Origin of the sequence: Sulfurivermis fontis, from assembly GCF_004001245.1 — a bacterium.
Taxonomy (GTDB): domain Bacteria; phylum Pseudomonadota; class Gammaproteobacteria; order Thiohalomonadales; family Thiohalomonadaceae; genus Sulfurivermis; species Sulfurivermis fontis.
Genome location: NZ_AP018724.1, coordinates 1,155,438 through 1,169,038, shown reverse-complemented (window position 1 = coordinate 1,169,038; position 13,601 = coordinate 1,155,438). Strand labels below are relative to the sequence as shown.

The window sequence follows — 13,601 nt, the reverse complement described above, 5'->3', positions numbered from 1 at the left end:
GCGGCACGGCTGACGGACTATCCTCTATCAGGATGCCGTGCCCGTCCCCACCTGCTCCGGCACCAACACCAGCACAGTACCGTTGCAACCGGGCACCGCGCCCAAACGGGTGGCATGCACGGTCAGCGGGCGGGAACCGGCCAGTGTGAGGTGAGGTTGTGTCACGGTCTGCCGTTGTAACGCACTCTGGCAAAGATTACGCAAGGCCTGCGGCAACACTTCACTGGCGCTGTGGCCGAGCAAGGCCCCGGGGGGGCAGCCAATCAGTGCGTGTGCCACAGAGTTGGCCACCGCAACCACTCCCTCGTCACTGACGCCCAGCACACCGACCGGCAGATGTTCGACTATCTCCCGGGACAGCTCCAGCAGGCGATGGTGCTGATCCAGTTCGTGCCCCTGAGTGGCTACACGCTGTTGCAATCCCCGGTTGGAGGCTGCCAGTTGCCGGTTGAGAGCCTGTAACTCGCCAGCCAGACGATCGCGCTCGGCACGCAGCTCATAGTGTTCGAAGGCTTCGCGGATATTCACGCGCAGCAATTCATCATCCCAGGGCTTGGTCAGGAACTTGTAAATGGCGCCGCGGTTGATGGCATCGGTCACGGATTGCAGATCGGTATAACCTGACAGCATGATGCGCACGGTCTGTGGACGCAGTACCTTGGCATGCTCCAGAAACTCGCTGCCGGTCATGCCGGGCATGCGCTGATCGCTCAGAATCACACCGACCGGATGTTGTTCCAGCAGATCCAGTCCCTGCTGCCCACTCGTCGCCGTCAGCACGACATAGCCTTCGTTACGCAGCAACCGTACCACCGCACGCAGGATATTCTCCTCGTCATCCACGACCAGCAACACGCGCTGTGTCATTGTCCCTCTCCTGCCTCAGCAGTTGCCGAACCCGGTTGCCGTAACGGCAGCCAGACACGGAACCGGCTGCCACGGCCGACCTCACTGTCCACCTCGATGCGTCCGCCATGCTTCTGCACAATGCCGTAAGAGATGGACAGGCCGAGTCCGGTACCCTTGCCTACCGGCTTGGTGGTGAAAAATGGCTCGAACAGGCGGTTGATGTGTTCCGGCGGGATACCCTTGCCATTGTCCTCTACTTCTACCCAGCACCATGCACCATCCATACCGCTGCGCACATGAATCACGCCATGATGATCGATGGCCTGGGCCGCATTGACCAGTAGGTTCAGGAACACCTGATTGAGCTGCGATGGGATGCACTCCACCAGCGGCAGGTCAGCGTACTCACGGACCACCTCCGCCTTGTATTTGAGTTCGTTGTGCACGATATTCAGCGTACTTTCCAACCCCTTGTGCACATCGGCCATCTGCCATTCGGCCTCCTCCTGGCGGGAGAAATCCTTCAGATCCTGGACAATCTTCTTCACCCGCGCCACGCCTTCGCTGGACTCATCGATCAGGGCACGAATATCGTCGCGCAAAAAGGCGAGGTCGACCTCCTGTTTGAGCGCGTGCAGGCGCTCCCGCAGGGCGGAATCGCCAATGGCGTTTTCTGCTTCCTCGTAGGCGTTGAGCAGACGAAATATGCCATCCAGATACCGGGTAAGCGTGGCAATATTGGAACTGATGTAGCCCACCGGGTTGTTGATCTCGTGTGCCACACCGGCGGCCAACTGGCCAATGGAGGCCAACTTCTCGGATTGTTGCATCTGCTCGTCCAAGCGGCGCCGCTCGGTAACATCCTTGGAGGTGGAGAGATAATGCGTGATGACATTATTGCTGTCGCGCAGCGGCGTGATGGTCTTCTCCTCGTAGAACAGCTCACCGTTCTTGCGGCGGTTCACCATCAGGGCGCGGAAAGAATGGCCGGAAGAGATGGTGTCCCACATTTTCTTGTAGAACCCGGCATCCTGCACTCCGGAATGCAGTATCCGCGAGGATTGACCGATCACCTCGGCACGTCGATAGCCGGTCTCGCGTTCGAAGGCGGCATTGACGTACTCGATGATGCCAGCCGGATCGGTAATCATCACCACATCATCAGTCTGTTCGACGACGCGCAACAGTTTTTGTGTCTCCGCTTCGCTCTTGCGCTGTTCGGTGACATCGGCGCCGACGCTGGCACTGCCGACGGGGCGCTCGTCGGGCCCGCGGATCACGATGCTGTTCCAGACTACGCGCCGCCGTTCGCCACCTGCGGTAATGATCTCGTATTCATGGGGTGAGGCCGGCTGCCCACCGGCCATGGTACGCAGATAGGTCGCGCGCAGTGCCCCGCGTAAATCCTCCGGCAGGAACAATTCAAACCAATTGCCGCCCATTACTTCCTGCCGGTTCCGACCGGTGCTGTGCAACAGACAATCATTGATGAAGGTTATGTTGCCACCGTCATCCAGCATGACGGCCATCAGCTGCATGTTTTCCAGCAGGTCACGAAAACGGCGTTCGGATTCGCGTTGAGCCTGCTCCACCTCCCGCCGCTCGGTCACATCGCGGTCTATGCCACGATAACCGACGAATGTACCGCTGTCGTCGTATACCGGCACGCCGTTGGTTTCCAGAACGATCAGACGGCCATCCTTGTGACGGTTGATATTTTCCAGGCCGCGTATCGGCGCCCGCTGGGTCACTAGTTCGTGAAACACCGTTTCCAGGCGCGCCGCCTCCCCCGGCTGCATCAGATCAAAGGGAGTGCGTCCGATCACCTCATCCGGTTCATAACCTAGAATGTTGCGTATCTGCGGACTGACATAGGTATAGCGACCTGCACCATCGATTTCCCACAGCAAATCGTTGGTGCTTTCCACGAGATTGCGGAAGCGCTGGACGCTGTCGCGCAACAGTCCCTCGATGCGATCACGCTCCTGCATCTGCTCCAGCAAATTTGCGCGCATCTCGTCCAGAGTTGCACCCAGCTCGCCCAACTCGTCACCGCGCGGCACTTGCAGTGGCTCGGCGTAGTCACCCCGACTGATGGCATTGGCGGCGCGCTCCAGCTGGTGCAACGGCATGATGATACGGCGACGGATGATCATGGTAGCCGTCAGCAGCATTGCCATTACCAGCATGGCGGCCGTGGCGAACACGACAACGATTTCCTGCGCGCGGCGCAGCGTGTGCCGTGCCCGCTGACTCACCACGCGGTTGATCGCCTCGCCTAGCGCGAGGATCGAGCTGATACCCCGTGTCGCCTCCTGATACCAGGTAGTCACGTCGACCGGGTAGGCTTTGCCCTGCACGGCCGCACCATATACCTGCTCGCGTAGCCGCTGGTAGCGGTGGCGAAACTCCGCATTCATCGCCGCATGGGCAATGGTCACTTCAGGTTGATCGCTGAAAGCGGCCACCGTCATATCCAGTTGGGCCAGGGCCACTTGCGCAGTATGGCGCATCCCCAGCAGCGTCTCGTGTTCGCTGCGGGTCAGACCACGTCCCTGCGCGATGGCGATCCCCAGCAGGGCACGCTCGCGGCCGGAATATTCACTGGCCGTATACAAGGCATCCTTTGCCGCCAGATGCTCGTGCCGCAAGACATCACTGTGACCGGCCAGCGCGAGGGCATAATGCCGCACCGCAGCCGTGGCTTCGATAAAATTCGTTATCGCCGCAACGAAGCGGGCCTCACCACCCCGCTCTCTGTGTTGCAACATAATGTCGGCATTACCACGGGCCCGCAACAGGTTCTGCCGTTCACGTCGCAAGCCATCGAGGGCATCATGCAGGGGTGAGTTAAAATCGATTTCCAGCAAGTCCTCCACGGCCGCCAGCAATTCGATGCCCCGTTCCTCATTCACACGCCGCAGCCGCTGCAGCTCCAGTGCCATGGTTTCTGTACTGGCCGATGGATTGGCCAACATAGCGGCGGTGATGCCGCGTTCCATGGCAGAGTTGGTATTGAGCTGCAAGGTCAGCTCGCTGATGTCGTTGATGCGCAACAGTTGGCGAGCTTCATGCAGATCGTGCAGTGCGAGCCGACCAGCCCACGCCAGTGCGGCGAGTGAAATCAGCGTGATCAGTCCCAGCAGCAGGAACAGCAGGTGGCGCATGCGGAACAGATACACGTGATACTCCGGACCGAGCTGTGATGTCGTGGTCAGGACGGCACGGCTTGCAGCCAGTCGCGGAGCATGGCTTGCCCATGCCGCTCCAGACCCGCCGCCCACTGTGCGGTAGCGGCACGCAGTTGCGGGACGCTGATGTCCGGTGTGGCACCGATTTCGCAGGCATGACCGATGAACCAGCGCTCCATGCCTGCTGCCGTCACCTCCGGGTGGAACTGCAGGGCCAGGGCATGCCGGCCGACGGCAAAGGCCTGATTGGGATAACGCCGTGTCCCGGCCAGACGCTCGGCCCCCGCCGGTAGATCAAAGGTATCGCCATGCCAGTGCAGCACCGGCGTCGACTCCGGCGCCAGATGGCGCAGCGGCGAGGCCTGCCCGGCAACGGTAAGTTGCAAGGGCGCCCAGCCGATCTCCTTGCCCTCCTTGCCGGGATACACCCGCGCCCCCAGCGCCCGTGCCATCAGCTGCGCCCCAAGGCAGATACCGATGATCGGCCGCTGCGCCACCAGGCGCTTGCCGATGAGACGCAGCTCCGCGTGCAGGAATGGATAGAGTTCCTCCTCGTAGGCACCGATGGGACCGCCAAGAATCAGTAGCAGATCGGGGGCCGCCGCATCGATGGCGGCAAGATCATCCATACCGGCCTCCAGGTAATGCAGTTCATAGCCGAGTTGCTCCAATGTCACGGCAAAACTGCCGGCATCCTCGAAGGCGACATGACGGATGGCGAGTGCCTGTTTTTTCATTTTGCTCTCCTCATCGCTGGTCGAACGGCGTCAGATCATTACATGCTCTCCCCGACTGGGCACCTGTACCTTCCATCCCAGTTCCTGCCCGACGGTAGCGGCAAAGATTTCTGCCGTAGCCGACTCGCCATGCACCACAAAAGTCCGTCGCGGCGGTTCACGAAAGGCACGCAACCAGCGCAACAGGGCCGCCTGATCGGCATGGGCGGAGAAACCACCCAAAGTATAGATATCCGCCCGTACCGGCACGTCCTGACCAAAGATGCGCACCGATTCGGCTTGGTCGACCAGACGCCGGCCGAGGGTGCCCTCGGCCTGAAAACCGGTGATGAGAATGCTGTTCTCGCGCCGCCCCAGATTATGCCGCAGGTGATGCTTGATGCGGCCGCCGTCACACATGCCGCTGGCGGAGATGATGACCACGCCGCCGTGAATATTGTTCAGCGCCATGGACTCCTCCACTGAGCCGGTGAATTTCACTACCGGCAAACCATGGCCGGCGGCACGCCAAGCCGCCAGTTCCTTTGCCTCCGCATCGAACAGCTGCATGTGCTGCATGGTGATGCGCGTCACCTCCGTGGCCATGGGTGAATCGACAAATATATTCAGGTTCTTGAAACGTCCCTGCCGAGTCAACTCGTGGAAGTGATAGAGCAATTCCTGTGTGCGTCCCACGGCAAAGGCCGGGATGATCACGTTGCCGTGTTTGCGCAACAAGGTATCGTTCACTGCGGTGACAAATTCGTCCAGGGTGGCCTTCATGTCCTTGTGCAGGCGGTTGCCATAGGTAGACTCCACCAGCAGGATGTCTGCCCGCTCGATAATGGTCGGATCGCGCAGGATCGGACGATTCGGCTGGCCCAGATCGCCGGAGAAGACCAGCTTGGTGCGGCGGTAGCCTTCCTGCACCCAGACTTCGATAATGGCCGAGCCGAGGATATGGCCGGCGTCACGGAAGCGGCAGCGCACTGCAGGGTGTGGTTCGATGTCATGGTCATAGGCCAGTGCTTCGATCTGTTCCAAACTGCGCAGGGCATCACGCACCGTGTACAGGGGCTCGGCCGATTGATAGCGCGGCTTGCCGCCACGCCTGATATAGCGCTGCGTACGTTCGGCCTCCATCTCCTGAAGATGGCCGCTGTCCGGCAGCATCACGGCCAACAGATCGGCGGTCGCAGTCGTGGTATAGATCGGTCCTTTGAAACCGGCCAGCACCAGCCTGGGCAGCAGGCCGCTGTGATCGATGTGGGCATGAGTCAGCAGCACGAAGTCAATATGCCGTGCTTCAAAGGGAAAGGAACGACGGTTGCGTGCCTCCGTCTCCGGCGCCCCCTGGAACATGCCGCAATCGACCAGAAACTTTACCTGCTCCGTCTCCACCAGATAGCAGGATCCGGTCACTTCCCCTGCTGCACCGTAAAAGCTGATCTTCATCGCTCTCCCACCTCAGCGCCGCTCCAGTGCCGGGCGCAGGAAGCTCCACAGGCTATCCGCCTCCGTCTCCAGTGGATAGGAAAAATCCTGAATCGACCAGCGCATGACGGTCCCCTGCAAAAGGGCACCGATATAGCGTGCCCCCTGCTCTACATCGAGGTCGGCACGGAAACATCCGCAGACACGCCCCTCCTCCAGCAGGTCGGCAATGCGTACCAGAAGACGATGATAGATTTCGCGCACCGCCGCCTTGAGGGCCGGCGATTCCACCTGCAGGCGGTCGGAAAACACCACTCGCGGAATGCCGCGCCACTTGCCGATGAAGGCCAGTTGCTGCTGCAACAGGCGTCGCAGACGGTCGTCGGGCGGCGTGTGTTCGTGTTCCAGCTGCTCCAGTACCTGCAACAGATGATCTGCCGCCCAGCCGACAACGGCACCGAAGATCGCGTCACGGCTCTTGAAGTGGCGGAAGATGGTGGGCTGGGCGATGCCCACCCGTGTGGCGATGGCCTGGGTGGTGAGATTCTTGATGCCTTGTTCGGCGGCCAGTTCCAGGGTCGCCTCGACGATTTCCTGCCTACGGATGTCGTGTGATTTTCCCATGGCAAACGATGCAATTGGCTGATTGCATTGCAGACTACGCCGGCACAGGCAAAGTTTCAACCGGGAAACACCATCACGCTGGCGCGATGACCAGGGCCGCGCCTGTGGCAGAAGCTGCTGGGTTCATCACAGCGGAAAGGCGATTATTTCGGCACCTGCGCCAGATAGGCAAGAAACTCCGCCGCCGGTAAGGGTCGGCTGTAAAAATACCCCTGAACCAGGTCGACGCCGCGGGCCGAGAGATACGCCAGCTGCTCCGCCGTCTCGACACCCTCGGCGATGACCTTGAGATTCAGAACATGGGCCATCTGGATAATCGCCTCGCACAGTGCCGCATCATCCGGTTCATCAATGATGTCATTGACGAAGCTGCGATCGATCTTCAACGCGCCAAAGGGGAAGCGTTTGAGATAACTGAGTGACGAATATCCGGTGCCGAAATCATCCAGGGCGATGCGCACACCCAGCAGTTGCAGCTGGTCGAGTATGCCTGCCGTTCCCTCGACATCTTCCAGCAACAGACTTTCCGTCACCTCCAGCTCCAGCTGTTCCGCTGCCAGGCCGGTTTGCGCCAGCGCCGCCGCCACAGTTTCCACCAGCGTACCATCACGGAACTGACGCGAGGAGACGTTGACACTGACCCGCAGCGGTTGCGGCCAGGCAGCCGCTGCGCGGCAGGCCTCCTCCAGCACCCAGCGACCGATTGGCACGATCAGGCCGGTCTCTTCGGCCAGGGGTATGAAGCGATCCGGACTGATCACGCCGAAGCTTGGATTGTTCCAGCGCAACAGTGCTTCGGCACCCGCCACCCGCCCGCTCCCGCAAATTACCTGTGGCTGGTAATGCAGTGACAATTCGCCGCGCTCCAGGGCATGACGCAACTGCGACTCCAATTCCAGCCGCTTCAGCGCCCGCTCATTCATCTCCGGCGTGAAGAACTGGGTCGTATTACGCCCCAACTCCTTGGCCCGATGCAGGGCGGCATCTGCATTGCGCATCAGGATATGTACATCCTCGCTGTCGTTCGGAGCCACCGTGACACCGATACTGGGTGTGATGTAGATACTCTTGTCCTCGACGATGAACGGGCGTTCGAACACGCTACGGACCTTGTCCAGCACACGCTCGATATCGTCCGCCGTGGCAAGATCAGCCAGGACGATGAGGAACTCATCACCGCCCAAACGAGCCACGGTGTCACCCTCGCGCATGGCCGCCACCAGGCGCCGCGCCAGCTGCAGCAGGAGATCATCACCGCTGCCATGGCCAAGGCTGTCGTTGATATTCTTGAAATTATCCAGGTCCAGTGACACCACTCCCACACTGCGCCCTTCACGCCGCGCCCGGACCACCGCCTGCGCGATACGGTCAGTACCAAGAACCCGGTTGGGCAGTTCGGTCAGCGCATCGTAACTCTCCTGGTGCAGCAGACGTTGTTCGTACTCCTTGCGCATCGTGATATCTTCCTTGACGGCAAGGAAGTGATCGATTTCGCCCTGCGCATTGCGGATAGGCGAGATCGAGGCATACTCCCAGAACAGCTCGCCGTTTTTGCGCCGGTTGAGGAATTCGCCACGCCATATCTCGCCGCGCTTGATCGTTTCCCACAATACGCGATATTCGCTCTGCGCGGTGTAACCGCTCTTGAGTAGGCGCGGATTGCTGCCGCGCACCTCATCAAGGCAATAACCGGTGACTTCTTCGAATTTGGGATTGACGTATTCGATGGCACCGTCGATGTCGGTGATGATCACCGAGACTGGGCTCTGTTCCACCGCCTGCGACAACTTGCGCAGGCGTTCCTCTGCCTGCACGCGGTCGGTGATGTCGCGTGAGGTTTCGATGATGCCGCCAAAGCCGCCGTTCGCATCCAACAGCGGCGTGGCCTCCAGTTCGTACAGGCGGTGACTGCCGTCGGCCAATACGTGCTCATGCACCATGGTGACCGGGCGCAGGCTACACCGCACCTCGTCCAGCGGGCAGGGATGACCATTACCGCCGCAGGGCTGTTCCTGTTTGTGGGATACCTGATGGCAGCGCATGGGGAGTTCTTCGCCCGTCTCCAGATAGCGGCGGGCGGCGCGATTCAGCATCAATACCTGATAATCGGCCGCAATCACCATGATTGGGTCCAGGGCACCGTCGATCACGGTTTGCAAAAAGACACGCTCATGCTCGATCTGCGCCTTGCTTGCGGCCACGGCATCAGCCATGGCGTTGAAGGCATCCGCCACCTCGCCCAGCTCATCCGTACCGTCCACGTCCACACGCGCCGTATAGTCGCCGTCACGCAGACGCTGCATGGGTGCCTTGAGCAAGGCCAGGCGTCGTACCACCACCCGTTGCAACAACAGAAACAACAGGATAAAGGCGGTGGCAAAAACTGCCAGCCGGATACCCATCTCACGGGTCTGCCGCGCGATGATGCGCTGCTCCAGTTCGTCGGCAGGCAGCTTGATGCTCAGAATGCCACGCACGTCCCCCAGTTGGTAATCGAAAGCGGTGTCATATTGCGCACGGATACTCTCGGGTGCATCCTGCCGGCTACCGTGACACTTCAGGCAATACTGCTCGATGCGCAGCGGCTTGGCATAGTGATAGAAGCGCCGCCCCTCCGCGGTGGTGAAGGGAGCCATGCGATAGCTGGCCGTGGTATCGGCGCGGAAATAATTGATCGCCTCCAGTTCCACAGCATCGGCGGCATTCTGCGGATTGCGTGCCCGATCGGAGACGTTGTTGAACGACAGACCGGTGCGCACGAAGTGGAGAAATTCCGCGGAGATGCGCGGCATGGCATGGGCCGGCAGGAAGCCGATGGTTTGATCGTTGACCGGCAGGCCTGACGTGATGAACTGGTGGTGGTAGACCCGGCGCACGGCCTGCAGGGTGCCGGCAATCACTTCCGCCTCTTCCAGCAATTGCGCTGCGACGGCCATGCGGTTTTCGTGATACTGATGGTATTCCACAACCAGATACAGGCTGAGGAATACCGCAGCAAACACCGCCAGCAATTTGGTTTGCAAACGCATGGGCGTACCCGCACTGCATCGCCGTGCGCCGCGCCCGCCCGGCCACGTTATTGGTTGTTTTGCGGCCCGCGCTGCCGACACCGTGTGGTCTGTCGGACAGTGCGTGTGAGCGCCAGCTTTTCGCGGTAACGCCCACGGCTTTGAGTCTACGCCACGGACAGCGGTGCTGCAAAGAAACAGCGCCGCCGCACCACCGCGCAACGGTAGGGAGGTCGATTTATTGATCTATGCTGGATTCAGCCAGGATAAGTCAGCCGTAATATTCCGGCTCGTTGCCGGGCTTCCACTTGATGTTACATCCCAGGCTGGGGCGCTGTTCGTCGGGCACCGGCAGACCGGCGAGGACCGCTTTCACCGCATCCCGCAGGTCGCTGCCGGTAACCGGCAGCTTGTTGCCGGGTCGGCTGTCGTCGAACTGGCCGCGATAAACCAGACGGTGGTCTGCATCAAACAGGAAGAAATCCGGCGTACAGGCGGCACGATAGGCCTTGGCCACCGCCTGCGTTGCGTCGTACAGATAGGGATAGGGATTACCTCGCGCCTTTGCCTCCTGCGCCATGAACTCCGGCCCATCCTCGGCGCGGTGGGCCGGGTCGTTGGCGCTGATCGCCACCACGGCCAGACCATGCTGCTGATACTCGCGCGCGAAGTCGGTGAAGGCATCGGCGATATGCTTGACATAGGGGCAGTGATTGCAGGTAAACACCACCAACAGTGGCTTGCCGGCGAACTGACGGCGGCTGACGGTAGCGCCGGTGGCGGGTTCCGGCAGCTCGAAATCCGGGGCCGGCGTGCCGAGTTCCAGCATGGTGGAGGGGGTTAGAGCCATGATGCATCTCTCCTGTAAAACAATAGGCAGGATATCCTTGAAAACCAGGGAGCGTTGAGCTTGTGCAGAGCTTCCCTAGAGCGTAATGCCGTTGAAATCCAATTCCTGGCGGTGACGCGCCTTGTCATCCAGTGCGCCGTCGCGTACCAACTGGCAGGTGCGCATGCCGGCGGCCTGGGCTGCGTCCAGTTCTTCGACGATGTCGGACAGGAACAATATTTCCTGTGCCGGCAAACCGATGGCGGCGGCGATGGTGGTATACGCCGCCGGATCGCGCTTGTTGCCGCTGGTGGTGTCGAAGTAGCCGCTGAACAACGGTGTCAGATCGCCATGATCACTGTAGCCGAACAGCAGCTTCTGCGCCTGCACCGAACCGGAGGAGAATACATACAGGCGTATCCGGGCCGCCTGCCAGGCACGCAGGCGCTGTGCCGCATCGGCGTAGACATGGCCGGTGAAGTCACCGTTGTGGTAGCCCTCCTCCCAGATCATGCCCTGCAGTGCCTTCAACGGTGTGATCTTGCGATCCTCGTCGATCCATTGCCGCAACTGCGCAGCCGCCTCGGCCAGGCTGAGTTCCCTACCAACCATGGCGCTGACCGCACCGAGCTGCTGCACCACTGCCGGTTCGGCGGCGTGCGCCCGCAGAAAGTCATCCAGCCGCCGGTGTGCATAGGGGAACAGCACATCCTTGACGAAGGACAGCGACGAGGTAGTACCCTCGATGTCGGTGAGGATGGCGCGGATCATGCTGCCACGAACTGATCGAAACTGGGAAAGTGCGCAGCGATGCCGCTGCCGGTGAACTGCGCCACCCAGCCGTCCGGAACGGTGAACAAGCGGATGCACTTGAAGTCGGGATGCTCCCCCATATCGAACCAGTGCGGCGTGTTGGCCGGCACCGAGATCAAATCCCCCTGCTCGCACAGCACCAAGTAGATGCGCTCGCCGATGTGCAGGTAGAACAAGCCGCTGCCGTCGACAAAGAAACGCACCTCGAAGTCGGCATGCACATGTTCGGAGAGAAACTTGCCACGCAGCTCCGCCCGCTGCGGGTGATCCGGGCGCAAACTGACCACATCCACCGACTGGAAGCCATATTCGCGCGTCAATCGCTCCACCGGCTCACGATAGGCCGCCAGCACCTCGTCCTGCCCCGCCTCCGCACTCAGCGGAGCACTGGCCTGCCACTGCTCGAAGCGCACGCCCAGGGGCGATAGTTGCGCGGCAATGGCATCATGTTCGGTGTATACAGACTCGACGGCGCCATCAGCGGCACGGCGGATCTCGAGACGGCTCATGCAATCATCCTCGCAGTTGATGCAGCTCGCATTGAAACAGAAACTCGAAGGCCTCGACGTGGCGTAGTGCCTCCGTTACATCGCGGCCCCAGGTATACAGGCCATGGCCGCGGATCAGATAACCATGCACATCGGCGTGGGTATCCAGATATTCCGCGACCTGCCGCGCCAAGCGCGGGATGTCCTGATCATTGGCAAACACCGGCACGGCGAGGGAGGTGTCGTGAGTCTGCACGCCGGAGAAGGCCTTGAGCAGCTCGTAACCCTCCAACAACAGCGCATCGCCGCTCTGGCGTGACAACAGGGTGGCATTGACCGAGTGGGTATGCAACACGGCGTTTACCGCAGGAAAACGCTGGTAGAGCATGGTGTGCAACAGGGTTTCCGCCGAGGGCCGCCGCGTATCGTTGAGCGCCTGGCCAGCCAGGTCCACCACCATGATGTCCTGCTCGGTAAGCCGGCCCTTGTGACGGCCGGAAGCGGTGATGGCGGCAAGCTCGGCAGACAAGCGGGCGGAAAAATTGCCGCTGGTGGCGGGCACCCAGCCGTGGCTGTGCAACACTTTGCCGGCCTCGACCAGTTCATGCGCACGCGTCTGCAGGAGCGCTGCATCGACGACGCCGGCTTGGATGATGGCATTCACGGCTAAGTCCCCTGTTCAACGGAAAACTGATTTTAGTCAATTCATTTCCGCTGAAACAAGCAAACGTCTCAACCGTAGGGCTCGTCCTCGCGGGTCGCCTCAAGCCGCACACTGCCCTGCGCCAGATCGCCGACGCGATAGAGATTATGGGCGAGAATCTGCGGTGCCGCGCGCAACACCGTGCGGCGACCCTGTGCCAGCGCACGCAGGGCATTCACCGCCGCCACCGCGGCCAGACCATCGGCGATATCGAATCCGCTCAGGTCCACCACCAGAGGGTCCGGCAGTGTGCCCAAGGCCGCCAGCTCCGCGCGGAAACCTTCGCTGTGCGCGCCATCCAGTTCACCACGAATGAACAGCGTCCCTGACTGCCACAGACTCCACGGCTCAGAGCGTGCCATCCAGCCGTCTCCGCAGGGCAGTGATGATATGTGCCACCTCGCCATGGTGCCCCAGGGCATTGGCGAGGCGCACATGCTCGGCGGCCGCCGCACGGTTACCCTGTTGCAGGGCCAGTTCCGCCAGCAGGCATTGCACCAGGCTGCGATCATTTTCCGTGCGCAGGGCGCCGGTGGCCGCCACCAGCAGATGCACACGCGCCGCCTCCAGCCGGCCGTCGGCGGCCTCCAGCACACCGCGCAGCCAATGGTAATAGGCGCGACTGCGCGGCGACAGCAATTGTGGCCAACGCACGCTCCGCAGGCTGCGCCGCACGCGCGGCAGTTGTCCCTGGCGAAAGGCACGAAAACCGATCCAGACGCCGCTGTTGCGTACGTAATCCCACAGCAACAGGAGGCCGCACAACAACGGTACGATGGTCCATGGCGAGGCCTGCGACGCCAGCATCAGGGTCAGCGCAGCACACAGCAGCGCCAGCACCAGGCGCTGATGAGGCATGAAGAAGTCGCTGAAGGTGTACAGTCGTTCCATCAGTTTTACGATTGCGCCCTGCCGGGCGCACCAAGCAAAAGGGGCCTTGCGGCCC

Annotated in this window: 12 protein-coding genes; all 12 read right to left on the bottom strand. The window is 61.2% G+C overall.

Annotated features, from left to right (window positions below):
* Window positions 1-27: 27 nt before the first annotated feature.
* The 12 genes from EP379_RS06080 to EP379_RS06025 all read right to left on the bottom strand — a co-directional run bounded on the left by EP379_RS06080 (window position 28) and on the right by EP379_RS06025 (window position 13,546).
* Window positions 28-867, bottom strand: a complete 840-nt coding sequence (locus tag EP379_RS06080; RefSeq protein ID WP_127476868.1) for a response regulator — start codon at window positions 865-867, stop codon at window positions 28-30.
* Entirely contained in the window at window positions 864-4,031 is a 3,168-nt protein-coding gene (locus EP379_RS17085; protein ID WP_127476866.1) for a PAS domain S-box protein, read from the bottom strand. Before EP379_RS17085 ends, EP379_RS06080 begins: the two co-directional genes overlap by 4 nt.
* A gap of 32 nt (window positions 4,032-4,063) precedes the next feature.
* Window positions 4,064-4,777 carry a glutamine amidotransferase gene (locus tag EP379_RS06070; RefSeq protein ID WP_127476864.1) on the bottom strand — a complete coding sequence of 238 codons (714 nt, stop codon included), beginning with the start codon at window positions 4,775-4,777 and terminating at the stop codon, window positions 4,064-4,066.
* Window positions 4,778-4,807: 30 nt separating this feature from the next.
* Window positions 4,808-6,211 carry an MBL fold metallo-hydrolase RNA specificity domain-containing protein gene (locus tag EP379_RS06065; protein WP_127476862.1) on the bottom strand — a complete coding sequence of 468 codons (1,404 nt, stop codon included), beginning with the start codon at window positions 6,209-6,211 and terminating at the stop codon, window positions 4,808-4,810.
* 12 nt (window positions 6,212-6,223) lie between these two features.
* Entirely contained in the window at window positions 6,224-6,814 is a 591-nt protein-coding gene (locus EP379_RS06060; RefSeq protein WP_127476859.1) for a TetR/AcrR family transcriptional regulator, read from the bottom strand.
* A gap of 143 nt (window positions 6,815-6,957) precedes the next feature.
* Window positions 6,958-9,843: an EAL domain-containing protein gene (locus EP379_RS06055; RefSeq protein WP_127476857.1), complete on the bottom strand. Its 2,886-nt coding sequence runs from the start codon at window positions 9,841-9,843 to the stop codon at window positions 6,958-6,960.
* Window positions 9,844-10,093: 250 nt separating this feature from the next.
* On the bottom strand, window positions 10,094-10,672 hold the full coding sequence (locus EP379_RS06050) for a thioredoxin family protein (protein WP_127476855.1): 579 nt from the start codon (window positions 10,670-10,672) through the stop codon (window positions 10,094-10,096).
* A gap of 75 nt (window positions 10,673-10,747) precedes the next feature.
* Window positions 10,748-11,422: an acireductone synthase gene (gene mtnC / locus EP379_RS06045; RefSeq protein WP_127476853.1), complete on the bottom strand. Its 675-nt coding sequence runs from the start codon at window positions 11,420-11,422 to the stop codon at window positions 10,748-10,750.
* Complete coding sequence (locus EP379_RS06040; protein ID WP_127476850.1) at window positions 11,419-11,973, bottom strand: 1,2-dihydroxy-3-keto-5-methylthiopentene dioxygenase; 555 nt, start codon at window positions 11,971-11,973, stop codon at window positions 11,419-11,421. Before EP379_RS06040 ends, mtnC begins: the two co-directional genes overlap by 4 nt.
* Window positions 11,974-11,977: 4 nt before the next feature.
* On the bottom strand, window positions 11,978-12,616 hold the full coding sequence (locus tag EP379_RS06035) for a methylthioribulose 1-phosphate dehydratase (RefSeq protein WP_338055846.1): 639 nt from the start codon (window positions 12,614-12,616) through the stop codon (window positions 11,978-11,980).
* A 68-nt stretch (window positions 12,617-12,684) separates the two neighbouring features.
* Complete coding sequence (locus tag EP379_RS06030; RefSeq protein ID WP_127476848.1) at window positions 12,685-13,017, bottom strand: STAS domain-containing protein; 333 nt, start codon at window positions 13,015-13,017, stop codon at window positions 12,685-12,687.
* Window positions 13,004-13,546: a hypothetical protein gene (locus EP379_RS06025; RefSeq protein ID WP_127476845.1), complete on the bottom strand. Its 543-nt coding sequence runs from the start codon at window positions 13,544-13,546 to the stop codon at window positions 13,004-13,006. The genes EP379_RS06030 and EP379_RS06025 overlap by 14 nt, the downstream gene beginning before the upstream one ends.
* Between the last annotated feature and the right edge of the window lie 55 nt (window positions 13,547-13,601).